Source organism: Variovorax raffinosi (assembly GCF_051216615.1).
Lineage (GTDB): Bacteria > Pseudomonadota > Gammaproteobacteria > Burkholderiales > Burkholderiaceae_C > Variovorax.
Genome location: NZ_JBPJZR010000006.1, coordinates 73791 through 99714 on the forward strand (window position 1 = coordinate 73791; position 25924 = coordinate 99714).

Here is a 25924-nt window from a genome sequence, read left to right on the forward strand (position 1 = left end):
ATGAAGGCCTGCGCCAAAACGGGAGTTCTGGTTAGAATTTGAGTTGCGTTGGGGGGGTAGCTCAGCTGGGAGAGCGCCGCGTTCGCAATGCGGAGGTCGTGAGTTCGATCCTCATCCTCTCCACCAACCGATTCGAAAAGGCCTTGGCAATCGCCAGGGCCTTTTCTTTTTTCCGGCTCAGATGTCGAGCGTCAGATGCTGACCGTGAAGCGCGGCCGCCGCCGGCGAGGCGAGGAAACCGATGGTCTGCGCCGCGACCGAGGTCGAGACCCAGTCGGCCGGATTCGCATCGGGCATGGCCTGCCGGTTGGCCGGCGTGTCGAGCACGCTGGGCGCCACGCTGTTCACGTTGACGCCGTGCGGCGCCGCTTCGGCGGCCATGGCTTCGACCAGGCGCTGCAGCGCGCTCTTCGACGCGATGTACGCCGCCATCGCTGGCATACCGCGCGCCGCCACTTTCGCCGTCACGGCGATGATGCTGCCAGCCCCGCGCTCGATCATCGAGGGCAGCACCGCTTGCGTCACCGCGACGAACGACCACGCATTGAGGTTCATCATGCGGTCCCAGCTCACACGCGTGAGCGCATGCGTTGCCTCGCCCATCTCGAACCCACCCGCGATGTGCACGAGCGCATCGATGCGGCCGAAGGACTTGAGCGCCTGCTCCGCGAGGCCGGCCATGTCGGGCGCCGAGGTCACGTCGCCGGCGAGCAACAGGTGCTGCGAGTTGTCGAGACCCGGGAACACTTCGGCCAATCGCCCCGCGTGGTGGTCGACCAGCGCGAGACGCGCGCCTTGCTCAAGGAAGTGCTGCGCCACTGCGCGGCCCAGCGCGCCCGCGGCGCCGGTGATCAGGACATGGGGCGTGGTGCTTGCATCGCTCATCGAAATTTCTCCTGGTAGAGATGGGGATAGAGGGGCGTGCCCCGTCGGTAGTGGCGCATCCTAACGCTGCGACTCATAAATTTTTTGGACGACTACAAATTCTGGGATATACTCGTGGTCTTGCCAGAAAACGCCAAACGTTTTCAAAGCAAGGGCTCTTAGCTCAGTTGGTAGAGCAGCGGACTCTTAATCCGTAGGTCGAGTGTTCGAGTCACTCAGGGCCCACCAACCAACACTGCGGAAACGCTGAAAAGCCTGCTACCTCACCGGTAGCAGGCTTTTTTCATTGGCGCGCCGCATTGCATGTGAACGCGGGGCGGCCGGCCCCATCGAGCAAACGCGGACACGCTGCACCAGCGGTTGTTTGGAACAATCCTGTTGCCATGCAGCCCGACCCCTTCACGACATCGAGAACGCAGACGGTTCGCTATCTCGATCTGCTGTCGCGTGCAGTCGCGCACATCGACACGCACCTGGCCGACCCGCTCGATGCGCGCGTGCTGGCCGACGTGGCCGCCATGTCCCGCTATCACTTTCACCGCATCTTCCGCGCGTACTTCGGAACCACCGTGGGTGGCTACATCACCTGGCGCCGCATGCAGCGGGCGTGCGAACTCCTCGCCCGCAACTCCGCCTCGGTGGACAAGGTCGCCATTCAGGTCGGCTACGAATCCGCCCAGGCCCTGGCGAAAGCCATGCGCCGCGAACTCGACACCACGCCCGTGGCCGTGCGGGCCGGCGGGGCGCCGTGCTGGCAGCAACTGTTCGACCGCCGGCCCGCCGCCGATCCACTCGCATCGCACAACGACGCACTGCTCAAACCGCAAATGCTCGACGTGCCCGCACTCCCGGTCCTGACAGCCACCGGCCGCGGAATGGATGCCGGCGACATGCGGCGAGCGGCCGAGCAGGCCTTCGATGAACTGGTCCCGGCCATCCGCCAGGCGAATCTGCTGCCCCGCACCCAAAGCTGGCTCGCGCTGTTTCCGGACGAGCCCCAGGGCCTGGAAGATCAACAGGCGCGGATGCTCTGCGGCGCGGTCTTCGATCACCGCCTCGTCGAGCGCAGTGGCTGCGCAATGCAGCCGGCAATCCCCCTGCAAGGCACCTTGTGCTGGTGGCATCTGCCCGCCGGCCGCTATGCCGTCTTCTCGCACCGTGGAGCCCATAGCCTGCTGCATCGCGTATGGAACGCCGTGTACCGCGACTGGCTCCCTGCCACGGGTTACGCGCTGCGCGACACACCCTGCTTCGAGCACTACGTCAACGATCCTCGCGAACCATTGGGCAACGAGTGGCGCACCGATCTTTACCTTCCACTGCAGTAACCCCGACAGCCCGCCATGACCTCCTCCCTTCCAGACATCGAAACCGCCAGCGCGAGCCAACTGGTGCAGGCACTTGCCGTGCGCCAGATCGGCGCCCTCGAGCTGTGCGACGCGACCATCGCACGCATCGAAGATCGCGACCGCAACATCAACGCCGTCGTCGTGCGCGACTTCGAGCGTGCGCGCGAACAGGCACGCGCCGCCGATGCAGCAATGGGCCGGGGCGAGCGGCGCCCGCTGCTGGGCCTGCCCATGACAGTGAAGGAGTCGTTCAACGTCGCGGGCCTGCCGACCACCTGGGGCTTCGAGTTCGCGCGCTCGCTGCCGGTCACCGAAGACGCCGTGGCTGTCGCCCGGCTCAAGGCGGCCGGTGCCGTGATCCTGGGCAAGACCAACCTCGCGCTCGCTCTTGGCGACTACGAGAGCAACAACCCCGTGTACGGTCGCACGCGGCATCCGCTGGATGCAACGCGCACACCGGGCGGATCGTCCGGCGGTTCAGCGGCCGCGTTGGCCGCAGGCATGGTGTCGCTCGAATTGGGATCCGACATCGGAGGATCGATCCGCGTGCCCGCGCACTTCTGCGGCGTCCATGGCCACAAGCCGAGCCACGGCCTCTTGCCCACGCGCGGGCACCAATTTCCCGGCTACGAGGCGGCGTCCGATGTGCTTTCGGTGATCGGACCCATGGCGCGCAGCGCCGCCGACCTTGAGCTTGCGCTCGACGTGCTTGCCGGCCCCGATGCCGACGAGGCGACGGCCTATCGATTGGAACTGCCACGCGCCCGATGCACGGATGCCCGTGGCCTGCGCGTGCTGGCACTGACCGAACATCCTTCGGCTCGCACAGGCGCGGATGCACGGCGCGCTGTCGAAGACACGGCCGCACGGCTCGCGAAGGGCGGCGCGCACATTGCACATGCCAGTGCGCTGCTTCCCGATCTCGCCGCTCTTCAGGACGACTACGCAAAGCTCCTGGTCACGATCGTGACGCGGGGCGCTCCCCATCCGCCTGCTTCCATCTCGGCGCATGAATGGCTGCGCCTGCTCGACCGGCGCATGCAGTTGCGCAAGCGCTGGCATCTTCTCTTCGAGTCGTTCGACGTCGTCATCGCACCGCCTTTCGGCACGGCCGCATTCGAGCACATCGACTCCCCCGATTGGGACCACACGACGCTGACCATCGATGGCGAGCCCTCGCTGTACCGCGAGCAGTTGGCCTGGTCGGGGCTTGCAACCGTCGCCGGATTGCCTTCGACAGTGGCACCTGCAGGCGAGACCACGCAGGGGTTGCCGCTGGGCGTGCAGATCATCGGCCCCGCACTGGAAGACCGGACGACGATCGCCCTGGCCCGCTGGCTTCAAGAAAACGCCGGCTAGGAAGCCGAGCCCTGCGCGCCGCTTTGCAGCGCCACCCAGTCGCCGGCGAAGCGCGCGAGAACATCACGCTTCTCGCCCACCTCCGCCATCAGGTACTGCCTCGCATGAGCCTGGGCCACCTCGCTCGCCAGGAACCATTGCTCACGCGCAAGGCTGCCCTGCGGCGGCGGCGTGCCCCAGTCCGCGCCGCTGTTGCCACGAAACGCTTCAGTGACAGGCAGGCGCCCGTCCGTCTTGCCGATGTCGGACAACGTACCTCGTGGACCGCCCAGCGCGATGCGGACCTGGACGATGTCGCCTTCCGCATGAATGGATGCGCCCAGGCCACCCGCTTCGTGCACCTGCCAGAGCTGCCGCGCCGAGGCATTGCGAACCCAACTCTCAAAAGCGCGGGTCAAACTTTCGAGAACGATTTCTTTGTTCATAAGGAAATATTTCACGTTTCTATCTGGCACTTACACCCTGCCCAAGCCCCAACCTACAAAAGTAGGCTGGGTGGCGTGGCATCTTGCACTTGCTGTCACGCACCATAAGAACAAGGATTGCAGGGACATCAAACTGCGAAGCGAAAAGCTCGTTGACCCGCTCAGGCGGGTATTTTTTTGCCCGACCGTCTCTCGCGTCAATAACGATGCGCGGATCAACGGAAAGCACCGCCCCGGCATATGCCTTGAAGCCTGAGCTATATTTCCGCTCATGGAAAAGGCTTCCGACATAGGCAAACCCACCGTTCCCATCGACCTGATCGGTCCGGAACATTGGACCCGCTCGAAACGCAGCAACGGCCGCTTCACCAAGGTGATCTTCATCGTTGTAGGCGGCATTGCAGCCGCAGGCGTGGTCGCCTACCGCTACTTCGGCATCGGACGCTGACCGGTCCTGCGCACAAGCAAAAGCCCACTGTCCAAAGGACAGCGGGCTTTTTTCATGGGCGCAAGCAAGCTGCATCAAAGCGCCCTCACTGAAGCCGCGAGCCCTTGGGCAGCCGCTTCGCCAGCCATTCGTGCACGTCCGCGCGAATGTTGCGGCCTTCGAGCAGGAAGTTCTCGAAGCGGCTCGGCACATACGGCAGGTAGACCAGCGGCATGCCCGCTTCCTCGGGCGTGCGCGCAGCCTTCCTGCTGTTGCAGACCGCGCATGCGCTCACCAGATTGGTCCACGTCCACGGGCCGCCACGCGACTCGGGCAGCACGTGTTCGCATTGCAGATCGCGCTCCTGGAACACACCGGCGCAGTACGCGCAGGTGTGGCGGTCGCGCCGCAGCAGCTTGCTCTTGGTGACGCTGGGCACCACGTCGAACAGGTTGATCTTCGATGCGCCGCGCAGCGCGATGATGGGCGCCACTTTAACGCGCGACTGCACGCCGCGCGCGACGTTGAACCCACCACGCAGCGTGGCCAGCGGCAGGTCGCCGTCTTCCCACGCGACCGATCCGGTGGCGTAGTGCAGCACCGCCTGCTCCAGCGAAATCCAGGCTTGCGGCGTGCCCTGAATATCGAGTTGCAGGACGTGAGGGTGCATGACTCGCCTCCTTTCGCGGCGATGGTTGAATGAAGAGAAGAAGAAGAAAAAGAAGAAAAAAAAAAGATGGGGTGCACGAACGGAATCGAACCGTCGTCAGTGGGACCACAACCCACGGCTCTGCCGTTGAGCTACGCGCACCGTAGAAAGAAAACGGATTGGCCGCCTACCACTCGCCCAGCAAGCGCACGCGTTGATCGAGGTCGAGACCATCGAGCCGACACTCGCGGCCAGGCGATGCGGGCGGGCTGTCCGCTTCGTGCCGGGCATCAGTACCGATGCCGAAGCGCCGGGCCAGTGCAAAGACCATGCGCCTGCGCGGCTGTGCCGGGCGCACGGTGATCATCCGGATCGGGGTGTTGCGCTTGCGCATGGTGACTCCTTGGTTGGTAACTGACAAAACAAAAACATGGCCCCACGTGCACGACTCGAACGTGCAACCCCTTGCTTCGTAGGCAAGTGCTCTGATCCATTGAGCTAACGCGGGTTGAAAAAAACAAGAACAAAAAGTGTCCGGTTACGAGTTCCGGCGCCGCCCAATCTTTGCGGCCGGTTTCCGCGGGAGGGCCGTCTGCATGGCCCGGTCCCGCTCGGGTCGGGTTGAGAAAAAACGGATGAATGACCCGCTTTTCCATTTCGGTTGTGTCCTCACGCGACGGACAGCGCGCTGGACGCTGTCCCGTACGACGTCGCTGCACAGGGGTGATCACTTTCCTGCACATCCCACCAGACCGTCTACGCGGTGAACTCCGGCGGTGTGGTGAAGGCACACCCGAAATGGCAAAGCACGACCAACAAACAAACAAACAAACAAACAAAGCAAAAAACAAAAAGGCCCGGAACCTTTCGGTGTCCGGGCCTCTGCTTGAGAGAGCTTGGAAGATGTGCGCCTATGCGCAATCTCCACCCGGTAGCACCTGATCCTCGAACTTGCCAACGCGCAGGCTTGCTGCGGCTTTCGTGGCATGCACGTAGCTCTGGCGCAGGTTCGACGGAGTCGACAGCATGTTGAAACCGCCGCACGACCACACGCGCACGAACGCCCGGCCCGATGCGGGTCGAATGTTGGTGAGAGTCAAGGCGGTGTTCACGATGGTTCCTGGTCAAAAATTGCCGCTGTCGGCTGTGAGGGGTTGAAAAAGGGACGGCCTGGGCCGCGAATGAAGGCAACTGTAAATAGTGTTTACGGCGACGTCAACAACCGGGACAATCTTTTTTTGTCTCGTTGTTGTTTTTGAACAGTGCCCAATATCACCGTCGCTCGTCGTCGCAATGCCCTCGCGCTGCATCGCCGCTTTCTTGAAGAGGCCGTTGCCGCGGGCCTGCCAGCCAAGGGGCTGGACCAGGCGTTCGCAAAGAAGATCGAGGTCTCTCCCAGCATGTGGAGCCAGATCAAGAGCGCGCGGCCCATCGGCGACAACCTCGCGCGGCAGATCGAGCGGCACTGCGATGTCGAGCCCGGCTGGCTCGACAAGGAAGACCGGCCCTCCGAAGTGCCCGATGCGGCGGAAGAGCGCTTCATTGCAGCCGCGCGCGAGGCATGGCGAACAGCCAATGCCAAGGGCAAGCGAGAGCTGAGCGGCTGGCTGAAGAAACGCGCACAGGACGCCGCCGACGCGGAGCCGGCACCCTGAAGTTCAACCCAGTGCAGGTGCGTCGCGCAGGATCGCCGCGCGCATGTCGTCCGGAATCGCAACAGCGCGGTGCGTCTCCAGCGAGGTCGTCACCAGCACCTGCTTGACCTCCATGCGCAACTCGCCGGACACGGGCTCGAAGCAACGCAGCGCCAACGACATCGAGCGTGAACCCAGTCGCTGCACGGCAAGGCCCAGCATCACCTGGTCGCCCATGCGGCTCACGGCACGAAAGTCGGCTTCGAGCTTCACGGTCGGCAGGCCGATGCGGCGCTGCGCCACCAGCCCGTGATAGCTCAGGCCCAGGCCTTCGTTCACCCAATCTTCGACGAGGCCGTTGAGCATCACGAAGTACTGCGGATAAAAGACGATGCCCGCCGGGTCGCAGTCCGAAAACCGGATCAGGCGCGCGCGCTGGAATTCGGTACCGGCCTCGCTCATGTCAACCTTCCTCGCCCGCGGGCTCGCCATGCATCACATGCACGCGCAGTTGCCCCAACTGGCCGTACATCTGCTTCACGGTCTTCATGTCGAGCCCCGAGAACATTTCGAGAATCCACTGCTCGTGCTCGCTCGCCATCGTCTCGAAGGTGCGCCGGCCCGTGGGCGTGAGGCTCACGATCCAGGCGCGGCGATCGTCAGGGCTGGGCGCGCGCGCGACCATGCCTTCGCGTTCGAGTTCGTCCGTCAGCCCGGTGACGTTGCCGCCGGTCACCATCAGGTAGCGCGAGAGCACGCGCATCTTCAGGCCGTCCTTGTAGCGGTAGAGCTGCGCCATGTAGTCGAAGCGCGCCAGCGAGATGCCGAAGCGCTCGCGCAAACGGCGGCGGATCTCGGCCTCGATCTGCGTGGTGCTGGCCAGCATGCGAAGCCACAGCTTGAGCATCGCGTGATCTTCATGGCCCGCGCGGGCCTCGTGGCCGAGTTCTTCGGCGTCGCTCAGCACCGCATGCGATGCATCGTTGCGTGTCATGTCACTTCCCCCCCTGAAACAGAGATCGACTGGCCGGTGACCGATGCGGCACCCTCGCCACACAACCAGCGCACGGTGTCGGCCACTTCGGACGGCTGCACGATGCGCTTTTGCGGATTGACGCTGGAGAACTCGGCCAGCGCATCGGCCTCGCTGCGCCCGGTCTTGCCGACGACGTTGGCCACGCTGTTGCGCAGGATGTCGGTGTCGGTATAGCCGGGGCACACCGCGTTCACCGTGATGCCCTTGCGCGCCACTTCGAGCGCCAGCGAACGCGTGAGCCCGATCACGCCATGCTTGGCCGCGGTGTAGGCCGCGACATAGGCATAGCCCTTCTGCCCCGCCGTGCTGGCGATGTTGACGATGCGGCCCCAGCCGGCATCGAGCATGTCGGGCAACGCGGCCTGGGCGCACAGGAAGCTGCCAGTCAGGTTGACCGACAGCATCCGCTGCCACAGCTCGAACGAGGTCTTGAGGAACGGCGCGCTCTCGGCCGCGCCTGCGTTGTTGACGAGCACGCCGATCGAGCCCCGTGCGGCACGCGCCTGTGCAAAAGCCGCTTGCACGGCTTCCGGGTTGGCCACGTCGGCGGCGACCACGCCATGTCCGCTGCCAGCGAGCGAGTCGGCCACGCGCTGCAGCGCGTCGCGGTCGCGCCCCAGCAGGGTCAGAACAGCGCCCTCGGCGGCCAGGGTGCGGGCGATCTCCGCGCCGATGCCGCGTGCGGCACCGGTCACGAGAGCATGGCGGCCAGTCAGTGAATTTGTTTGCATACCTGAATGTTTTAGTTCTGAATCATTTTAACGATGTACGTCCCCGCAGGTTGTCACCGCATGAAACGCCCGCCATTGAGGTCCAGCGTCGCGCCCGTCATGAATGCTGCCGCCGGCGAAGCCAGGTAGACCACGGCCGCCGCCACCTCCTCGGGCAAGCCGAAGCGGCCCAGTGGGATGCCAGCCTTCAGGGCCTGCTGCCGGGCAGGGTCCAGCGCATCGAGCGCCGGGCTGAGGATGGCCGCTGGCGCGAGGGCGTTCACCGTGACGCCATGCGGCGCCAGCTCTTGCGCGAAAGAACGTGTCAGCGCCAGCAGCCCGGCCTTGCTCGCCGCATAGTGCGCACCGGTCGCCATGCTGGCCTGCTGCCCCGCCATCGATGTGAGATTGACGATGCGCCCCGTGCCACGCCCGCGCATGTGGCGCCCGGCGATGCGGCAGCCGAAGAAGCTGCCGCGCAGGTTGATGGCAAGCACCTCGTCCCACTCTTGCGGCGTGATGTCCCAGATCGACGTGGTCGGCGTGCGCGCGGCGTTGTTGACCATGATGTCGACCGCGCCGAAATGCGCGACGGCTCTGTCGAAGCATTCGGTGAATGCCACCTCGTCGCGCACATCGAGTGGCAACGCAAGGCCGCCCACCGATGCGGCGACCGACTCGACCTTGCCAAGATCGACGTCAGCCAGCGCCACCCGAGCGCCCGCCTCCACCAACCCGCGCGCAATGGCCGTACCCAACCCCTGCCCCGCACCCGTCACGAACGCCACGCGTCCCGAAAGCGGCAGCAGCGTGGTGCTCATGGGCCTACGACCTCGCGGGCCGACCGTCCCAGGTCCGCGCGCCGACGCCGCGCTCGCGCAGCTTGAACTTCTGCACCTTGCCGTTCTCGGTGCGCGGCAGGTCAGGCAACAGGTCGATGTATCGCGGCACGGCGAAGTACGGCAGGCGGCTCTCGCAGAAACGCGCAAGCTCGGCCGGGTCGATATGCACGCCCTCGCGCGCCACCAGCGCGGCCATCACCTCGTCTTCGGCCAGCTCCGAGCGCACCGGATACACCGCGCACGAAGCCACGCCCGGATGACTCAGCAGCACCTGCTCGACCTCGAACGAAGAGATGTTCTCGCCACGCCGCCGAATCGCGTCCTTGATGCGGTCGATGAAGCGGAAGGCTCCGTCGGCATCGCGCACCACGCGGTCGCCCGTGTGGAACCAGAGATTGCGCCAGGCCTCGACAGTCTTCTCCGGCATGTTGAAGTAGCCGCTCGCGAAGGCATACGGCTCATCGGCGCGCAGCAGCAGCTCCCCGGCCTCGCCGGGGAGCTGCGCCGCATCGTCCTCGTCAGCCACGCGTGCATCGAAGCCCTGCCGCAGCCATCCCATGACACCGCCGCGTGGCGAGTCGGGCGCGGTGGCGATCGCGAAGTTGGTTTCCGTCGAGCCATAGCCTTCGAGCAATGCAACACCGGTACGCGCCCTGAACGCTTGCCCTGCCGGTGAAGGCACGCCGGGGCCAAGCCCGATGCGCACGCGATGATTTCGCTCGCCTTCGCCCTCCGGCTGCGCCAGCAGAATCGGCACCATCGCACCCAACAGGTAGACCACCGTCGCGCCATTCGCCCGCATCGAGGGCCAGAAGCCCGAGGCCGAGAAGCGCGACTCGAACACCACTTCCGCGCCTGTGAGCGCGGCCTGCGCAAAAGTGTTGAGCGCGTTGATGTGGAACAGCGGCAGCGTGGTGCACAGCACGTCGTCCTGGCCAACGCCGAGCACTTCAGCACTGTTCACGCCCCACCAGAAGTACTGGGCATGCGGGCAGATCACGCCCTTGGCCGGCCCCGTGGTGCCGGATGTGTAGAGAATCGCAAGCGGATCGCCGGGTTGAACGCGTGCCGGTGGCACGGCTTCAGCGCCTTGCGGGTACGGAACCACATGCACGCCGACAGGCGCCTGCCATGCGACAGGCCCCGCCTCGCCGACAACCCAGACTTCGCGCAACGAAGTGCGCCCGAGGTCCGCCGTCGCGAGCCGTTCGAGAAAGCCGGCCTCGATCACCAGCAGCTTCGCTTCGCTGTTCGCCAGGAAGTATTCGACCTGCGGCCCCATCGATGCCGTGTTGACCGGCACGACCGACGCGCCCATCCAACCCGCACCCAGGAAGGTTTCGAGAAACTCGATGCGGTTACCGCACATCACGGCAATCCGATCCCCACGCACCACGCCGGCCTTGGCCAGTGCACCGGCCCGGACAGCCGCCGCCTGTGCTGCATCGCCGTGCGCCCATTCGCGCCCAGCGACGCGCAGCAAAGGCCGCCCACCGAACCGCTCGGCCTGTCGCTGCAGCATCGCAGGCAGCGTGCGCTGCGCAGGCGGCATTGCGCGGGCCTCACTCGTCATCGTGCGTGCCTCCGCCCAGGTAAGTCGCCTGCACACGCGGGTCGCTCGCCAGTTCGGCCGACGCGCCCGACAGCGCGATCTCGCCGGTCTCCAGCACATAGCCTTCGTCGGAACTTTCGAGCGCGGCGCGCGCGTTCTGCTCCACCAGCAAGATCGACACGCCGTCCTCGCGCAGCTTTCGCACGATGGTGAGGATGTCACGCACGATCAGCGGCGCGAGCCCGAGGCTGGGTTCATCAAGCATCAACAGGCGCGGCGCAGACATCAACGCACGCCCCACCGCCAGCATCTGCCGCTCGCCGCCCGAGAGCGTGTCGGCCCGTTGCGCACGGCGCTCCGCAAGACGCGGAAAGCGGTCGTACACCGACTGCAGCCGCTTCTTCATCGCATCGCCGCGCAGCCGCTTGGCATAAGCGCCGAGCTGCAGGTTGTCGAGCACGGTCAGTTCGCCGAACAGCTCGCGCTTCTCGGGCACGAGGCACAGGCCGCGCTCCACGCGCGCTTCCACGTCCAGCCCCTGCAGGTCTTCGCCCTCGAAGCGCAGCGTGCCCTTGCATGGCAAGAGGCCCATTGCAGCGGCCAGCAGCGTGGTCTTGCCCGCGCCGTTCGGGCCGATCACCGAAATGATCTGCCCGTGCTGCAAGTCGAGCGATACACCGCGCACCGCCTCCACTTGCCCGTACGACACATGCAAGTCACCAATCTCCAGCATCGCGCTCATTTCGTCACCCCCAGGCTTGTCACTTCGTGTACTGCGCCTTCCCCCTGAAGGGGGCCCGCGCCTTCGGGCGGCCGTGCGGCGCTCATACAACGCTCCCCAGGTAAGCCGCCTGCACACGCTCGTCGGCACGCACCGCAGACGGCACGCCCTCCACGAGCTTGGAGCCGAAGTTCATCACCACCAACCGGTCCACCAGTTTCATCACGAAGTCCATGTCGTGTTCCACGATGAGGATGGTCACACCCTCCTCGCGCAGCTTGCGCAGCAGGTCGCCGAGCGCCATCTTTTCCTTGCGGCGCAGGCCGGCCGCGGGTTCGTCGAGCACCAGCAACACCGGGTCGGCGGCCAGTGCGCGCGCAATCTCCAGAATGCGCTGCGTGCCCAGCGGCAGGCTGCCCGCCAGTTCATGCGCCCGGTCGCCCAGGCCGATGCGGTCGAGCTGGCGTTGCGCCTCCTGCAGGATCTGGCGCTCTTCCGTGCGGTCGAGCCGCAGCCCCGCCTTCAGGATGCCCGAGCGGGTGCGCGAGTGCGCGCCCAGCGCCACGTTGTCGAGCAGGCTCATGTGCGGGCGCAGCTTCACGTGCTGGAAGGTGCGCGCCAGGCCCAGCCGCGCCACCTGCCGCTGCGGCATGCCGGCGATGTCGTGCGCCAGAAAACGCACCTGGCCCGCGCTCATCGGCAGCGTGCAGGTCAGCAGGTTGAACATGGTCGACTTGCCTGCGCCGTTGGGCCCGATCAGCCCGACGATCTCGCCGGCTTTCACGTCGAAGCTCACGTCGTTGACCGCCACCAGCCCGCCGAAGCGCTTGACCGCGCCGTTCACCGACAGCACCTGCGTGCCGCGCTCGGGCAACTGGCGATGCGGCAGCGGCTCGACCGGTGGCGCGTCGTGGCGCGATGCACCCTGCGTGCCGCCACGACGGCGCGTCCAGCGCCGCAGCAGGCCCATCACGCCGCCGCGCGCAAAGTGCAGCAGCAGGATGAAGAGCGCGGCAAAGGCCACCGCCTCGAGTTGCCCCGCGCGTTGCGTCAGCATCGGCAGCACATCTTGCAAACCGTTCTTGAGCACCAGCACCAGCGCCGCGCCCACCAGTGCGCCCGCCAACTGGCCGAGCCCGCCGGCCACCGCCATCAGCAGGTACTCGATGCTGGCGCGCACGTCGAAGGGCGACGGGCTCACGAAGCGGTTCATGTGCGCATAGAGCCAGCCGGCCAGCCCCGCGAAGAGCGCGGCCGTGACGAACAGCGAGAGCCGCACGCGGTAGGCGTCCGCCCCCACGCTGGCCAGCAGCGTGGCACCGCCGCGCAGCCCGCGAATGGCACGCCCCGGCCGCGACTGCAGCAGGTTATGGCTGAACAGGCAGGCCAGCCCGACCACCACCCAGATCAGGTAGTACATCGCACGCGGATCGGCCAGCGACCATCCCGCGATCTGCAGCGCCGGAATGTTCGACAGGCCGGTGTGGCGGCCCAGCGCATCGACGTTGCCGAACAGCATCGCGATCGACAGCCCCCACGCGATGGTGCTCAGCGGCAGGAAGTGCCCGCCGAGCCGCAGCGTGAGCATGCCGATCGCCAGGGCCGACAGGCCCGTGAGCAGCAGTGCGAACAGCAGACCGATCCACGGCGACATGCCCTGCGTGGTCGTCAGCCAGGCCGTCGCGTAAGCAGCGATGCCCACGAAGGCCGCCTGCCCGAACGAGGTCGCGCCACCAACGCCGGTGAGCAGCACCAGCCCCAACGCCACCAGTGCGCCGATGCCGATGTCATTAAGCAGCGACACCGTGAAGCTGCCCGCCAGCGCCGGCACCAAGGCCAGCACGACGACCACCGCGGCGATCCACGCCATGCGTTTGCGGTTCGCGTTCATTGGTCCACCTCGTCTTCTTCCTCTTCGGCATGGACCGCCATGAAGGACCGCAGCATGAGCACCGGTATCAGCAGGCTGAAGACGATCACGTCCTTCAGCGCGCCGCTCCAGAACGAGGCGAAGCTTTCCACCACGCCGACCGCGAGCGCGCCCACGGCCGTCATCGGATAGCTCACCAGCCCGCCGATGATCGCGGCCACGAAAGCCTTCAGGCCGATGATGAAGCCCGAGTCGTAGTACATGGTGGTCACCGGCGCGATCAGCACGCCGATGAGCCCCGCGAGCAGCGAAGCGCAGCCGTAGGCCAGCAGCGCCGTGCGCACCGGCCGGATGCCGACCAGCCGCGCGCCCACCCGGTTCACCGCCGTCGCACGCAGCGCCTTGCCCGCCACCGTGCGCTCGAACACCAGGAAGAACAGCCCGCTCAGCACGATGGCCGCGCCCACCATCAGCACCACCTGGCCGCTGACCGTGAAGCCGTCGCTCAATGTGAACATGGCGTCGGTGAGCGGCGTGGTGCGCGAACCTTCGGGCCCGAAGAACAACAGGCCCAGGCCCGACAGCAGGAAGTGCAGCGCCAGCGACACGATCAGCAGCACCAGCACCGACGCATCCGCGATCGGCTGGAACACCACCCGCGCGAGCAGCGGCGCTATCGGCACCACCAGCAACACCGCCACCGCGATGTGCACCGCCACCGGAATACCGGGCCGGGCCACCATCCACGCCAACGCGCAAGGCAATGCCGGCAGCACGCCCCACATCAGCACCGCCTTGGGAATGCGCGCGGCTTCACCGCGCCGCAGCAGGCTGCCAATTTCCGTGGCCATGGCCAGCACCGCCAGCGTCGCGACGAGGCCGATGGTCGGCGGCACGCGGCCGGTTTCGAAGGCCGCGAGCGTCAGCGCCGTGAAGGCGGCGATGTCGCCGAACGGCACGAACACCACCCGCGTGACGGAGAAGATCAATACCAGCCCGAGCCCGGCCAGCAGATAGACGGCACCGTTGGCCAGGCCATCGGTGACGAGAATCAGCGCCACGTCCCATGTCATAGAAAACCCTCTTCAAAAATCGTCGTGAGCATGAGGAGGTTCAAGGTGCGAGCTTCCATTGACCGTTGTCGAGCTTGACGATCACGCGGGCGCGCTCGTCCACGCCATACAGGCTGCCGGGCTTGAAGGTGTACACGCCATGCGTGCCCACCACTTCCTTGGTGCTGAAGATCGCATCGCGCAGCGCCACCCGAAACTCGGGCGTTCCCGGCTCGGCCTTCTTCATCGCGCGCGATGCCGCATCGGCGAACACCAGCCAGCCGTCGAAGGAGTAAGCCGAGAAGGCATCGCTGGTGGGTGCGTTGTTGACCTTCTGGAACACGGCGCGGAAGTCCATCGCGATCTTCTTGGTCGGGTAGCTGTCGGGCAACTGCTCGGCCACGATCACCGGGCCGGTGGGCATCAATGCGTTCTGCCCGGCCGCACCGACCACGCGCACGAAGTCGGGGTTGATCAGCCCGTGCTGACCGTACACGCCGCCCTTGAAGCCGCGCTCCTGCAGTGCAAGAAACGGCAGAGCGCCCGGCGTTCCGGCGCCGCCGGTCATCACCGCGTCGGGCCGCAGCGCCACGATCTTGAGCACCTGCCCCGTCACCGAGGCATCGGCGCGCGCATAGCGTTCGTTGCTCACCACCTTGATGCCGGCGGCGGGTGCGGCCTTCATCAACGCGTCGTACACAAGATCGCCCCAGGCGTCGGAAAAGCCGATGTAGCCCACCGTCTTCACATTGTTGCGCTTCATGCGCTCGACCACGGCGTCGATCATCAGTTGCGTGGGCTGCGCGACCGTCATCACCCACGGGTTTTCGTTCGGATCGAGCAGGATGGGCGTGAGGCCGATCATCGGCGTCTTCGCTTCCTTGCCCACCTGCGCCATCGCGATCGCGGCAGGCACGCCCGAGGTGCCCATGAGCAGATCGACCTTCTCTTCCTCGATCAGCTTGCGCGCGTTGCGTCCGGCCGTGGTGGGGTCGGAGCCGTCGTCCAGCACGATGAGCTGCACCTTGCGGCCGTTGATCTCGGGCTTGTAGGCCAGCGCGGCCTGCATGCCCTTGGCATAGGGCACGCCGAGCGAGGAGTTCGGCCCCGACAGCGACACGCTCAGCCCGACCTTCAGGTCGGCCGCCAGCGCGCTCGCAACACCACAGGCGGTCAGCGCGGCCGCGAGGGCACCGCGCGTCAGGGTCTGCATCAGGCTCTTCATGTCGTAGCTCCAGTGAGGATGGATGGAAGTAACGGAAAACTCAGATGAACAACTGGATGGCCGGCAAGGCGCGCACGGCATTGAGCAGGTCGACGCGTTTCTGACGGATCAACCAGCCGGAGGGCGTTCGCACGATGTGGTGGCGGGCGGTGCCGCTCAGCAATATCTGGTCTTCGCCGCGCGCCTCGACGTAGAGGAACGGCGTGCGCAGCCAGGCTTCGTCGCCCGCCTCGCGCTCGATGCGCGAAGGCTGCAGCACATGCTGGCTGTGGCTGGCTGGATGTTGTGAATGCGCGCGTGGATTCTTCAGGCGGTCCACACGCAACCGCAGCAGCAGGCGGTCTTCGTAGGCCAGCGAGTTGTGCGAGAACGGATCGGCCTGAGCCGCGCCGAGCAGCGGCACCCAGTAGTGGCCGTCTTCGGCAAACAGGGCCAGCCAGTCGTCGAAGCGCCGCTCGTCGAGCAATGCAGCCTCGTGGGCGACGAAATCGCGCGGGTCGTTCATGGCGCGGCCTCCATGCACGCCACCATCGACTTCGCCCAGGCGCGGAACTGGTTGCGCATGAGCAGCTCGTTCGTGCCGTTGGTGGTGAGGGTCGGTTGCGCCAGTTCGGTGGCGTCGTAGTTGCGGTGCAGGCTCACCCAGTCGTTGCCGTCGGCGCGCAAGCCCTGCTGGATGCTCTCGAACAAGTGCACGTCGTCATGCGCGACCACCGACATCGGCGAGAACACGAGCCGGTTGTAGCTCATGGCACGCTCGAACAGCAACGCCGGTGCGCCCGCCGCACGAAAGCTCCACGCCTCGATCAACGTGCGGTTGGCCGCCAGCGGGCGGATCACGCGAATCGCCTGTGGCGAGCCCTTGACCGACAGGCTGGGATAGAAAACCGAGTTCTGCGGCGAACGCTGCAGGATCTCTGTCGCACGCGCCTCGCCGTGCGCCGCGCGCATCGCGGCTTCGTATTCGGGCAACTGCGCGTAGTTGGAGTGGATGCTGAAGTTCACCCCCAGCACGCTGTGGCCGTTGGCGAACACCCGCCCGCCCATCTTGTCGAAGAACTCGTAGCCGGAGCCGAAGGGCAATATCTGCTCCATCGCCATCGGCTTGGGGTCGGTGGGCGCATGGCCCTGCCACAGCGCCTCGGCGGCCTGCGTGGCCGATTCGTGCGTCGACATCGGGTGCACCGTGTCGTTGATGTTCTCCAGGTACATCTTCCAGTTGCAGTGGACGATGTTGCGCAGCACGCCACCACCCACGCTGAGCTTTCTTTCGGGCGAGCGGTCGACCATGTTGTCGATGGCCCCGAGCACTTCGCCGAAGTAGTCCTCGAACGAGGGCCCCTGTTCGGACAAGCGCACGAACACGAAGTCGCGGTACACCTTCACGTGCTTCACCGCCGCGAGCCCTTGCCCCGATTCACAGGCCTTGAGTTGCGTGCCCTCGTAGCCGTTCTTCAGCGGAATCGCGAGCGGTGCGCCGTCGAGCTTGTAGGTCCACGCGTGGTACGGGCAGCGGAAGAAGCGGCCGGCATTGCCGCTCTCATCCGTCACCAGTTGCGTGCCCTTGTGGGCACAGCGGTTGTAGAGCACCTGCACGTCACCACCGGGTTGGCGCACCATCAGCAGCGGCCGCCCGGCGATCTCTTGCGTCACGAAGTCGCCGGCCTCGGGCACCTGGCTCGCATGGCCGAGAAAGACCCAGGTGTTCGCGAACAGATGCGCCTGTTCGAGCGAAAAAATCTCATCGCTCAGGTACAGGTCGCGGTGCACTCGGTCGTCCTGCACCAGCGCCGCGACGAGATCGGGGCGATTGCGGTAGGTGGTCATGGCGGTGGACTCGGTGACTCAGGCCGTGGCGCTCAGGGGACCAGCTTCCACTGGCCCTTGGTCATCTGCACGATGACCACGCCGCGCTGGTCGGAGCCATAGCGGTCGTCGGGCTTGAAGGTGTAGATGCCGTGCGTGCCCACCAATTCTTTGGTGCTCACGATGGCATCGCGCAGCGCCGTGCGGTACTGCGGCGTGCCCGGCTCGCCCTTGGTGCGCGAGGCCGCGTCGGCCAGCAGCAGGTAGGCGTCGTAGGTGTATGACGAGAACGCATCGGTCGGCGCCGCGCCATTGACCTTCTGATAGGCCGCGCGAAAGCCCATCGACACCTTCTTGATCGGGTTGCTGTCGGGCAGCTGGTCGGCCACCAGCACGGGGCCGCTGGGCACCTGCAGCCCTTCGATGGAAGCACCGCCCACGCGCACGAAGTCGGCGTTGATGAGGCCGTGCGTGCCGTAGATCTTTCCCTTGTAGCCGCGCTCGGCGAGTGCGATGTAGGGCAGCGCGCCCGGCGTACCGGAATTGCCGGCAAACACCGCATCAGGCCGCGCCGCGACGATCTTCAGCACCTGCCCCGCCACCGACGAATCGCTGCGCGCATAGCGCTCGTTCGCCACCACCTTGATGCCGGCCGTGGCCGCGCTCTTCACCAGCGAGTCGTAGGCCAGGTCGCCCAGCGCGTCGGAGAAACCGATGAAGGCCACCGTCTTCACGCCCGACTTCTGCATGCGATCGACCACGCCCGCGACCATTAGCGGGAACGGTTGCGACACGGTGACTGTCCATGCGCCCTCGGGGCCGGCAATGGTCACTGGCGTGGGCGAGATCAGCGGCGTGTTGAGTTCCTTCGCGACCGCGGCGATGGCCATTGCACCCGGAACACCCGAGGTACCGATGAGCACGTCGACCTTGTCCTCTGTCACCAGCTTGCGCGCGTTGCGTCCGGCGGTGGTGGGGTCGGAGGCGTCGTCCAGCACGATCAGTTGGACCTTGCGGCCAGCGATCTCTGGATGTTCTGCAATGGCTGCGCGGATGCCCTTTTCGTACGGAATGCCGAGTGCTGCGACGGGGCCTGACAGCGAGCTGATGAAGCCGATCTTCAAGTCTGCCGCCATGGCCTGCGCAGCGGTCAGGGCAAGTGCTGTGGCGCCGAGGATGTGGGTCAGGTTTTTTTTCATCTCAGTTTTCCGTGCTTGTGTTCAGAGGCTCTTTGTTCGAGGTGCTGCTGTTCGGGGCGAGTGCGAATGACACCAGGTGCTCCCCTCCGCGAATGTCCCCCGCTTCGCTCCTCCTTTATTTCGCTGCGGGGAGCACCTGGTGTCATTCGCACTGGGGCACGCTGCTATTGATCCCGCGATCAACCACCGCTCTGTCCAGCGCTCGCGCCGATACGGGGCTCTTTTTCGCGAAATAAAGGAGGAGCGAAGCGGGGGACATTCGCGAAAAAGAGCCCCGTGTCGGCGTGAGCGACGCCCTGAACAGCAACGCCCAGAACGCACAACATGACGAACAGAGAAGCAAGCGTTCATTTCAGGGAACCAGCTTCCACTGACCCTTCTCAAGCTTCACGACAACACGCGAACGGTCATCCGAACCGTAGCGATCGGTCGGCTTGAAGTTGTAGACGCTGTGTGTGCCCACCAGCTCCTTGGTGCTCACGATGGCATCGCGCAGGGCCAGACGGAACTGCGGAGTTCCCGGCTCGCTCTTGCTGGCCAGCGCACGCTGCGCCGCATCGAGATAGATCAGCCAGGCATCGAAGGTGTAGGCCGAGAAGGTGTCGGTGGGCGGCGCGCCGTTGGCCTTCTGGTAGGCCGCGCGGAAGTCCATCGCGATCTTCTTCATCGGGTTGCTGTCAGGCAACTGCTCGGCCACGACCACCGGGCCCGTGGGTGCCAGCAGGCCTTCGACCGACGCGCCACCGACACGGATGAAGTCCGGGTTGATCAGCGAATGCATGCCGTAGATCTTTCCCTTGTAGCCGCGCTCGGTCAGCGCCAGGTAAGGCAAGGCGCCCGGTGTGCCGGAGGCTCCGGTGATCACCGCGTCAGGACGCAACGCCACGATCTTCAGCACCTGCCCGGCCACCGACGAATCGCTGCGCGCATAGCGCTCGTTCGACACCACCTTGATGCCGGCCGTGGACGCGGACTTCATGAGCGCGTCGTACACGAGGTCGCCCCACGCGTCGGAGTAGCCGATGTAGGCGACGGTCTTCACGCCGGCCTGCTTCATCTTCTCGACCATCGCGCCCATCATCAAGGGCGCGGGTTGCGGCAGCGTCACCATCCATGCACCCTCTTCGCCCGCCAGGTCGGCATTGGCGATGGAGATGAGCGGCGTCTTGGTCTCGCGTGCCACGCCAGCGATGGCCAGCGAGCCCGGCGCGCCGGCCGTGCCGATGATGACGTCGACCTTGTCTTCCTCGATCAGCTTGCGTGCGTTGCGCGCGGCGGTCGAGGGGTCGGAGGCATCGTCGAGCTGGATCACCTGGACCTTGCGGCCGCCGATTTCCGACTTGTAGGCCAACGCGGCCTTCATGCCCTTGTCGTAGGGAATGCCGAGCGACGACACCGGCCCCGACAGCGAGGTGATGAAACCGACCTTGAGATCGGCGGCCCATGCGCTCGCGGCGCTCAGCGCGCCGAGGCCCACGGCCACGGCCGCGAGTGTGCGAATTCGGTTCAGGACTTTCATGGCGATGCTCCAGAGGTGGTTGTTTTGAAATGAACGTGAGGAAAACCGAAGACTCAGAGGGCCAGGCTGCCGACGCTGGTGCCGCCGCACACGTACAGCACCTGGCCGGTGACAAAACTGTTTTCGGGCGCGGCAAAGAAACGCACGGCGCGTGCCACGTCGGCCGATTCGCCCAGGCGCTTGACGGGCACCGAGGCCGCGAGCGCGCGTTCCTTCTCGCTGCCGGCCTCGACCACGTCGTAGAACATGTCGGTGCGAATCGGGCCGGGCGCGACCACGTTCACCGTGATGCCGTCGCCCGCGAGTTCGAGCGCCCAGGTGCGGGCCATGCCCAGCATGCCGGCCTTGGTCGCCGAATAGCTGGTGCGCGTGGCCAGGCCCAGCGCGGCGCGCGAAGACAGCAGCACCACGCGGCCGAAGCGCTGTGCGCGCATGGCGGGCAATGCGCCCTGCACGAGCTGGATCGCACAGCCCAGGTGCAGGTCGACCAGCGCATCGAGGTCGTCGAGCTTCACGTCGGGCAGCAAGGCGGCGCGGATGACACCGGCGTTGTGGATCACGGTGGTGGGTGCGAAGCGCGCGACCAGTTCGCGCACGGCCTCGCCCGTGGCGGCGCGGTCGCTCAGGTCAACCTCGATGCTGTGCAGCTTTGGATGGTCGATCTCGGCCTTGCGGCGTGCCAGCGACACGACTTCGTAGCCCTGCGCGAGCAGGTCTTCGCAGATGGCCTTGCCGATGCCGGCGCTGCCACCGGTGACAGCCGCGACTTCGGATGCGACGTTGCTCATGCCGGCGCCCCCACCAACGCCAGCACGCGCAGCGGGCTGCCGCTGCCCTTCTCGATCTTGAGCGGCGGGCAGATCAGCACCGCGCCCGAGGGTGGCAGCAGGTCGAGGTTGCTCAGGCACTGCAGCCCATAGCGCCCGGCACCATGCATGTAGTAGTGGCACGGATAGGGCGGGCGCAGGTGGTAGCCCTGCCCTGCATCGGTGCCGATGGCCTCCGAGCCGAAACCCAGCACGTCGCGTTGCTCGACCAGAAAGCGCACGGCCGCCGTGCTCGGGCCCGGCGTGTGCTGGCCGGTCTCGTCGAAGTTCTGGTACGCCTCGGGGTCGGTGCGCTTGGACCAGTCGGTGCGCATCAGCACCCACGCGCCCTTCGGAATGCGGCCATGCGCCGCCTCATAGGCCTCGATGTCCTCAAGCGTCAGCAGGTAGTCGGGGTCGTCCTTCACTTGCGGTGAGCAGTCGATCACGCAGGCGGGCGCCACGAAGTGCTGCACCGGGATCGTGTCGACCGAGTTGTTCGGCAGGTCGCGGCCCGAGATCCAGTGGATCGGCGCATCGAAGTGCGTGCCGGTGTGTTCGCCGCAGGAAAAATTGTTCCAGTACCAGCCCGGCCCACGCTCGTCGTACTTCGACACTTCCTCGATGCGGAAGGGCCAGCACTGGCCCATCTCGGGCGGCAGCGCGATCTGCGGAAACTCGGGCGTGAGCGTCTGCGTGAGGTCGATCACGCGGATGCGGCCGCCGGCCATCGCGGTCACGAGGCTGCCGAGAATTTCTGCGGCGGACATCAGTTCGGTGGTTGTGGTCATTCGTGTGGCTCCTGTCTCAGCCGCCTGCGGCCAGCTCGCGTTCGAGCACCTTGGGGTTGTCGCGCCAGCGTTCCAGCCACTCCTGCGCCACGTCGCCGGGGTACACGTCTTCCACGCCGTCGCGCAGCGCCTTCACGATGGCGTTGGCCAGCGCGGTGGGCGCCAGCTTGGGCGGCGGCGTGTGCTGGTTCCATTCGTCGTCGATGGGGCCGGGGAACACGTTGATCACGCGGATGCCGGCCGGCCGCATCTCGGCGCGCAGGCACTGCGCGAGCGAATGCGCCGCAGCCTTCGATGCGCTGAAGGTGCCGTGCGGCGGGAAGTTGCTGAGCGCATAGATCGACAGCAGGTTGACCCAGGCCGTCGCGCCCGTCTCGCCATCGGCCGAGCGGCCTTTCAGCGCTGGGCCGAACTCCTGCGCAAGACGCAGCAGGCCGAAGTAGTTGATGTCCATCTCGGCCTTGGCCACGTCGGTGCCGCGCCGTGCGCCGATGCCGAAGGTGCGGTGCACCTCGGCGTTGTTGATCACAATGTCGACCTTGCCGCCGATGGAGCCCGCAAGCTCCGTCACCTGCCGGCCGTTCGTCAGGTCCAGCGGCACCAGCGTGACCTGTGGCAGCGCCGAGATGTCGTCAAGCCCGTCGCCCATCTTCTTCCACGGCTCTGCATGGCCGACCCAGACGATGTCGGCGCCGGCCTTCACCAGCGCGCGCACGATGGCCTGGCCGGTCTCGGTCTTGCCGTCGGTCACCAGCGCCTTGCGGAACTTGGGGTCGCTGGTCATTTCACGCAGCATCTTGTCGTCGGCCATATGGGCACTCCCTTCATTCGGAAAACCAATGAGAACGGCCTGCCCCGCGCGGTCGAGCCGGGCGCCCACGCGCACTCGCTGTGGTGCATCGCCGACCTCGCCGTGCAGGTGGACCATGAGCGTGGGGCCGGCATCGAGATGCACAAGGCCCAGCCGCCAGGGCAGCCGCTCGCGAAAGAACAGGTCGTTGCTGTGGTGCAGCGTGGTGCTGCCGAGCAACTCGCCCTCGCCGCTTTGTTGGCGCCAGCGCAGGGCGGCCGACAGGCACTTGTGGCAGACCTCGCGCGGCGGGTACTGCACGGTGCCGCAGTCCTCGCAGGTCTGCAGCTCGAAGCGGCCTTCGGCAGCGGCGGCCGTGAGGCCGAGCGCCACGCGGCCGCGCGCGCCGGGTGGCAGGTTCATCTGCCGGGTGCGCAGCACCGGGTTCTTGCGCGGGGGGCGCATCAGGGGCATCGTCATGCGGGTCTCCCGAGGATGACGGCGCCTGTGCAGAGGCAGCGGTCGTAGGTCACCATGCCGAAGCCGGCGACAAGGCCGAGTTGAGCGTCGGGCACCGAACGCGTTCCGGCCTGATCGGTCAGTTGGCGGATCGCCTCGACCATGCCGAGGAAGCCGCCCGCCGCGCCCGCCTGCCCGGCCGACAGTTGCCCGCCGCTCGTGTTGTTCGGAAAGCTGCCATCGAAGGTCATGGTGTGCGACTGCACGAAGGCCGAGCCCTCGCCCTTCTCGCAGAAGCCCAGGTCCTCGAACTGCATCATCACGATCACCGGGTAGTCGTCGTAGGTCTGCACGAAGTCGAGCGAAGCGGGTTGCACGCCGGCCTGCGCGTAGAGGTCGTCGCGGTCCTTGCGCCAGCCGCCCTGCACCATCACCGGGTCTTCGGCATAGGCGTTGTGGCGTTCGATGGCGCCGCGGATCACCACGTGCGCCAGGCCCAGGTCGCGCGCACGTTCCTCGCTCATCACGAGGAAGGCGTCGGCACCGGCGCAGGGCATCACGCAGTCGAACAGGTGAATGGGGTCGGAGATGGGCCGCGCGGCCATGTACTCGTCGAGCGTCAATGCCTTCTTGAACATCGCGTTCGGGTTGCCGAGCGCGTTGGTGCGCTGGTCCACGCAGATGCGGCCGAAGTCTTCGCGCTTCGTGCCATAGGTGCGCATGTAGTTTGCGGTGATGAACGCGAAGATCGAGTTCGGGCCGCCCGAGCCGTAGGGGTAGCTGGCGTCGCGCGCGAAGTTGCTGAAGCTGCCGAGCGTCTGGCGGAAGGAATCGACGTGGTTGGTGTCCGCTCCCACGCAGGCCACGATGTCGGCATCGCCCGCCTGCACGGCCCGCGCGGCGCGGCGCAGGCACATCACGCCCGAGGCACCGCCGGTAGGCACATGGTCGAGCCAGCGCGGCGACAGGCCCAGGTGCTGCGTGACGCCCACGGCCGTGTCGGGCGCGAGCGAGAAGCTGCTGAGGCACAGGCCGTCGATCTGTTCCTTGGCCACGCCGCTGGCCTCGACCAGCGCCTCGATGGCCTGGCCGATGAACCAGTGCGCGGTGCGCGTGGAGTAGCGCACGTAAGGCACGGTGACCGGCACGGCCACCGCAACGCCTTCGTAGGAGAGTCGTCGCTTCGTCATGCCTGCCTCTTTTTCATCGCGCGCGTGTCGATGCAATGGCCCTGGCCCGGCAGCGTCTGCGCCATCTCGCGCAGCTGCCCGCGCTGGATCTTCTGCGAGGGCGTGAGCGGCAACGCGTCGACAAAGGCCACGTAACCGGGAGCCTTGTAGTAGGCCAACTGCGCCAGCGCGTGTTCGACGATGCTGGCGGCGATCTGCGCGCGCTGCGAGGCATCTGCGTCTTCGCGCATGACGATGCAGGCCAGCACCTCGTCGCCGCGCACCGCGTCGGGCGTGGCGGCCACAGCCGAAGTCTTTACGGCCGGGTGCTGGTTGAGCACGCTCTCGACCTCGACGGCCGAGATGTTCTCGCCGCTGCGGCGGATCACGTTCTTCTTGCGATCGACAAAGAAGAAGTTGCCCTCGGCATCACGGCGCACGAGGTCGCCGGTCTGGAACCAGCCATCGGCCCAGGCTTCGCGGGTGGCTTCTTCGTCCTTCAGGTACCCGGTGAAGAAGTAGCGCTTGGGGTCGTCGCCGGCCGAGCGCACCAGCAGTTCGCCCGGCGCATCGACGCCGACGTCGCTGCCGTCCTCGCCCACGAGGCGGATCTCGACGAAATCTTCCTGCCGTCCGAAGCAGCTCGTGCCCACAAGGCGCGGCTCGCGGTTGGCCATGATGCAGGCGGCGGCACCGGTCTCCGTCATCGCCCAGGCCTCGACCAACGGGAAGCCAAAGCGCTCTTCGAAGGGCGCGTGGTTCTTGCGGTCCACGCCGGCGCCGAAGCCCCAGCGGATCGCATGGTCGCGGTCGGCGGCCGATGCAGGCGCCGACAGCAGCATCGCCGGCATCACGCCTAGGTAGTGAACGATGGTGGCGCCGCTTTCCTTCGCGCTGGCCAGCCAGGTCTTTGGGTGGAAGCGGTCGAGCTGCACCAGGCAACCGCCCGCGACCAGCACCACCATGGTGGAAAACGCCATCGCGTTCATGTGGTTGAGCGGCAGCGGCGTGATGACGCGCTCTGCGTCGGGGCGGATGCTGCAGACGCCATCGAGCGCGGCATACCACTCGCCGGCGCGCAGGAAGTAGGCGTTGCTCAGGATGCAGCCCTTGGGCCGGCCGGTGGTGCCCGAGGTGTAGAGCAGCCCGCATTCGGTATCGACGCCGATGGGCTCGCCGGCACGCGGTGCCGCCGTCTTCGCGCGGGGAACCGCGTCGTCGGGCCCCATCGTCTCGAAGGCCACGCCAGCTTGGGCCGCCGCCGAGCGCAGATCGCCGGCGCGCTCGGGCAGCGTTACGGCCAGGCCGATCTCGCTGTGGCCGATCAGGTAGACCAGTTCGGCCGAGCGCATCTCGGCGTTGATCGGCACCACGCTCACGCCCAGTGCGTTGAGCGCGAACCAGTGAAAGAGAAAGGCGGGCCGGTTTTCCAGCAACAGGCCGACACGGTGGCCGTGCCCGTAACCGGCTTGCGCATAGGCCGCGCGCAGGCGCTCGACCTCTGCAGCAGCTTCGCCCCAGCGGATCGCACCGGCTGCAATGCCGTAGGCCGCGGCGGTCACCGATTCGGTGAACAAAAACTCGGCCCCGGGCGTGCGCGCCGCAGTGGCCGCGAAGACTTGATGGACGGTGGCGTGTGTCATCGCGTC

The 25924-nt window shown here is 66.3% G+C and carries 27 protein-coding genes and 4 tRNA genes; 6 read left to right on the forward strand and 25 right to left on the reverse strand.

Annotated features, from left to right (window positions below; translation table 11 throughout):
- The first annotated feature begins 50 nt into the window (after positions 1 to 50).
- Positions 51 to 126 (forward strand) — tRNA-Ala (locus ACSFB7_RS18955).
- Between the two features lie 51 nt (positions 127 to 177).
- Here ACSFB7_RS18955 and ACSFB7_RS18960 read toward each other — a convergent pair.
- Positions 178 to 885, reverse strand: coding sequence for an SDR family NAD(P)-dependent oxidoreductase (locus ACSFB7_RS18960; protein ID WP_435472825.1), 708 nt, complete (start codon positions 883 to 885; stop codon positions 178 to 180).
- Between the two features lie 152 nt (positions 886 to 1037).
- Here ACSFB7_RS18960 and ACSFB7_RS18965 point away from each other — a divergent pair.
- The 3 genes from ACSFB7_RS18965 to ACSFB7_RS18975 all read left to right on the forward strand — a co-directional run bounded on the left by ACSFB7_RS18965 (position 1038) and on the right by ACSFB7_RS18975 (position 3593).
- Positions 1038 to 1113: transfer RNA gene (locus tag ACSFB7_RS18965), tRNA-Lys, on the forward strand.
- A gap of 155 nt (positions 1114 to 1268) precedes the next feature.
- The gene (locus tag ACSFB7_RS18970) at positions 1269 to 2213 is read left to right on the forward strand and encodes an AraC family transcriptional regulator (protein WP_435472827.1); all 945 of its coding nucleotides are present in this window, start codon (positions 1269 to 1271) and stop codon (positions 2211 to 2213) included.
- Positions 2214 to 2228: 15 nt separating this feature from the next.
- The gene (locus ACSFB7_RS18975) at positions 2229 to 3593 is read left to right on the forward strand and encodes an amidase family protein (protein WP_435472829.1); all 1365 of its coding nucleotides are present in this window, start codon (positions 2229 to 2231) and stop codon (positions 3591 to 3593) included.
- On the opposite strand, the gene ACSFB7_RS18980 is transcribed toward ACSFB7_RS18975, so the two are convergent.
- Entirely contained in the window at positions 3590 to 3991 is a 402-nt protein-coding gene (locus ACSFB7_RS18980) for a hypothetical protein (protein WP_435472831.1), read from the reverse strand. The two genes, ACSFB7_RS18975 and ACSFB7_RS18980, sit on opposite strands and share 4 nt — an antisense overlap.
- 298 nt (positions 3992 to 4289) lie before the next feature.
- On the opposite strand from ACSFB7_RS18980, the gene ACSFB7_RS18985 reads away from it, so the two are divergent.
- Entirely contained in the window at positions 4290 to 4466 is a 177-nt protein-coding gene (locus ACSFB7_RS18985; protein ID WP_435472833.1) for a hypothetical protein, read from the forward strand.
- An 85-nt stretch (positions 4467 to 4551) separates the two neighbouring features.
- Here ACSFB7_RS18985 and ACSFB7_RS18990 read toward each other — a convergent pair whose 3' ends face one another.
- From ACSFB7_RS18990 to ACSFB7_RS19010, 5 genes are all read right to left on the reverse strand, one after another.
- Entirely contained in the window at positions 4552 to 5115 is a 564-nt protein-coding gene (locus ACSFB7_RS18990; RefSeq protein WP_435472835.1) for an HNH endonuclease, read from the reverse strand.
- Positions 5116 to 5182: 67 nt separating this feature from the next.
- Positions 5183 to 5256, reverse strand: a tRNA-His gene (locus ACSFB7_RS18995).
- Positions 5257 to 5281: 25 nt separating this feature from the next.
- Complete coding sequence (locus tag ACSFB7_RS19000) at positions 5282 to 5488, reverse strand: short-chain dehydrogenase (RefSeq protein WP_435472837.1); 207 nt, start codon at positions 5486 to 5488, stop codon at positions 5282 to 5284.
- A gap of 37 nt (positions 5489 to 5525) precedes the next feature.
- A tRNA-Arg gene (locus tag ACSFB7_RS19005) sits at positions 5526 to 5602 on the reverse strand.
- A 403-nt stretch (positions 5603 to 6005) separates the two neighbouring features.
- Positions 6006 to 6206: a hypothetical protein gene (locus tag ACSFB7_RS19010; protein ID WP_093236700.1), complete on the reverse strand. Its 201-nt coding sequence runs from the start codon at positions 6204 to 6206 to the stop codon at positions 6006 to 6008.
- 150 nt (positions 6207 to 6356) lie between these two features.
- Here ACSFB7_RS19010 and ACSFB7_RS19015 point away from each other — a divergent pair, with 150 nt between their 5' ends.
- Positions 6357 to 6749 carry a hypothetical protein gene (locus ACSFB7_RS19015; RefSeq protein WP_435472840.1) on the forward strand — a complete coding sequence of 131 codons (393 nt, stop codon included), beginning with the start codon at positions 6357 to 6359 and terminating at the stop codon, positions 6747 to 6749.
- A gap of 3 nt (positions 6750 to 6752) precedes the next feature.
- Here ACSFB7_RS19015 and ACSFB7_RS19020 read toward each other — a convergent pair whose 3' ends face one another.
- From ACSFB7_RS19020 to ACSFB7_RS19105, 18 genes are all read right to left on the reverse strand, one after another.
- The gene (locus tag ACSFB7_RS19020; RefSeq protein ID WP_435472842.1) at positions 6753 to 7190 is read right to left on the reverse strand and encodes an acyl-CoA thioesterase; all 438 of its coding nucleotides are present in this window, start codon (positions 7188 to 7190) and stop codon (positions 6753 to 6755) included.
- A gap of 1 nt (position 7191) precedes the next feature.
- Complete coding sequence (locus tag ACSFB7_RS19025) at positions 7192 to 7722, reverse strand: MarR family winged helix-turn-helix transcriptional regulator (protein ID WP_435472844.1); 531 nt, start codon at positions 7720 to 7722, stop codon at positions 7192 to 7194.
- Positions 7719 to 8495: an SDR family NAD(P)-dependent oxidoreductase gene (locus tag ACSFB7_RS19030; RefSeq protein ID WP_435472846.1), complete on the reverse strand. Its 777-nt coding sequence runs from the start codon at positions 8493 to 8495 to the stop codon at positions 7719 to 7721. The genes ACSFB7_RS19025 and ACSFB7_RS19030 overlap by 4 nt, the downstream gene beginning before the upstream one ends.
- A 53-nt stretch (positions 8496 to 8548) precedes the next feature.
- On the reverse strand, positions 8549 to 9295 hold the full coding sequence (locus ACSFB7_RS19035) for an SDR family NAD(P)-dependent oxidoreductase (protein ID WP_435472848.1): 747 nt from the start codon (positions 9293 to 9295) through the stop codon (positions 8549 to 8551).
- Between the two features lie 4 nt (positions 9296 to 9299).
- A complete protein-coding gene (locus tag ACSFB7_RS19040; RefSeq protein WP_435472850.1) occupies positions 9300 to 10889 on the reverse strand; it encodes an ATP-dependent acyl-CoA ligase in 1590 nt (529 codons plus the stop codon).
- On the reverse strand, positions 10879 to 11610 hold the full coding sequence (locus ACSFB7_RS19045; protein WP_435472852.1) for an ABC transporter ATP-binding protein: 732 nt from the start codon (positions 11608 to 11610) through the stop codon (positions 10879 to 10881). Before ACSFB7_RS19045 ends, ACSFB7_RS19040 begins: the two co-directional genes overlap by 11 nt.
- 82 nt (positions 11611 to 11692) lie before the next feature.
- The gene (locus tag ACSFB7_RS19050) at positions 11693 to 13480 is read right to left on the reverse strand and encodes a branched-chain amino acid ABC transporter ATP-binding protein/permease (protein ID WP_435472854.1); all 1788 of its coding nucleotides are present in this window, start codon (positions 13478 to 13480) and stop codon (positions 11693 to 11695) included.
- Positions 13477 to 14532, reverse strand: a complete 1056-nt coding sequence (locus tag ACSFB7_RS19055) for a branched-chain amino acid ABC transporter permease (protein ID WP_435472856.1) — start codon at positions 14530 to 14532, stop codon at positions 13477 to 13479. Before ACSFB7_RS19055 ends, ACSFB7_RS19050 begins: the two co-directional genes overlap by 4 nt.
- 40 nt (positions 14533 to 14572) lie before the next feature.
- Positions 14573 to 15736: an ABC transporter substrate-binding protein gene (locus ACSFB7_RS19060; protein WP_435472858.1), complete on the reverse strand. Its 1164-nt coding sequence runs from the start codon at positions 15734 to 15736 to the stop codon at positions 14573 to 14575.
- A gap of 40 nt (positions 15737 to 15776) precedes the next feature.
- Positions 15777 to 16241 (reverse strand): aromatic-ring-hydroxylating dioxygenase subunit beta, encoded by a 465-nt coding sequence (locus ACSFB7_RS19065; RefSeq protein WP_435472860.1) that lies wholly within the window; start codon positions 16239 to 16241, stop codon positions 15777 to 15779.
- Positions 16238 to 17563: an aromatic ring-hydroxylating dioxygenase subunit alpha gene (locus tag ACSFB7_RS19070; protein WP_435472862.1), complete on the reverse strand. Its 1326-nt coding sequence runs from the start codon at positions 17561 to 17563 to the stop codon at positions 16238 to 16240. Before ACSFB7_RS19070 ends, ACSFB7_RS19065 begins: the two co-directional genes overlap by 4 nt.
- Before the next feature lie 32 nt (positions 17564 to 17595).
- Positions 17596 to 18741 (reverse strand): ABC transporter substrate-binding protein, encoded by a 1146-nt coding sequence (locus ACSFB7_RS19075; protein ID WP_435472864.1) that lies wholly within the window; start codon positions 18739 to 18741, stop codon positions 17596 to 17598.
- A 352-nt stretch (positions 18742 to 19093) separates the two neighbouring features.
- Positions 19094 to 20260, reverse strand: coding sequence for an ABC transporter substrate-binding protein (locus tag ACSFB7_RS19080; RefSeq protein ID WP_435472866.1), 1167 nt, complete (start codon positions 20258 to 20260; stop codon positions 19094 to 19096).
- Between the two features lie 53 nt (positions 20261 to 20313).
- Positions 20314 to 21048, reverse strand: a complete 735-nt coding sequence (locus ACSFB7_RS19085) for an SDR family NAD(P)-dependent oxidoreductase (protein WP_435472868.1) — start codon at positions 21046 to 21048, stop codon at positions 20314 to 20316.
- Positions 21045 to 21857: a cyclase family protein gene (locus ACSFB7_RS19090; protein WP_435472870.1), complete on the reverse strand. Its 813-nt coding sequence runs from the start codon at positions 21855 to 21857 to the stop codon at positions 21045 to 21047. Before ACSFB7_RS19090 ends, ACSFB7_RS19085 begins: the two co-directional genes overlap by 4 nt.
- Before the next feature lie 16 nt (positions 21858 to 21873).
- The gene (locus tag ACSFB7_RS19095) at positions 21874 to 23127 is read right to left on the reverse strand and encodes an SDR family NAD(P)-dependent oxidoreductase (RefSeq protein WP_435472872.1); all 1254 of its coding nucleotides are present in this window, start codon (positions 23125 to 23127) and stop codon (positions 21874 to 21876) included.
- On the reverse strand, positions 23124 to 24296 hold the full coding sequence (locus ACSFB7_RS19100) for a thiolase family protein (RefSeq protein WP_435472874.1): 1173 nt from the start codon (positions 24294 to 24296) through the stop codon (positions 23124 to 23126). The genes ACSFB7_RS19095 and ACSFB7_RS19100 overlap by 4 nt, the downstream gene beginning before the upstream one ends.
- The gene (locus ACSFB7_RS19105; RefSeq protein WP_435472876.1) at positions 24293 to 25918 is read right to left on the reverse strand and encodes an AMP-binding protein; all 1626 of its coding nucleotides are present in this window, start codon (positions 25916 to 25918) and stop codon (positions 24293 to 24295) included. Before ACSFB7_RS19105 ends, ACSFB7_RS19100 begins: the two co-directional genes overlap by 4 nt.
- Between the last annotated feature and the right edge of the window lie 6 nt (positions 25919 to 25924).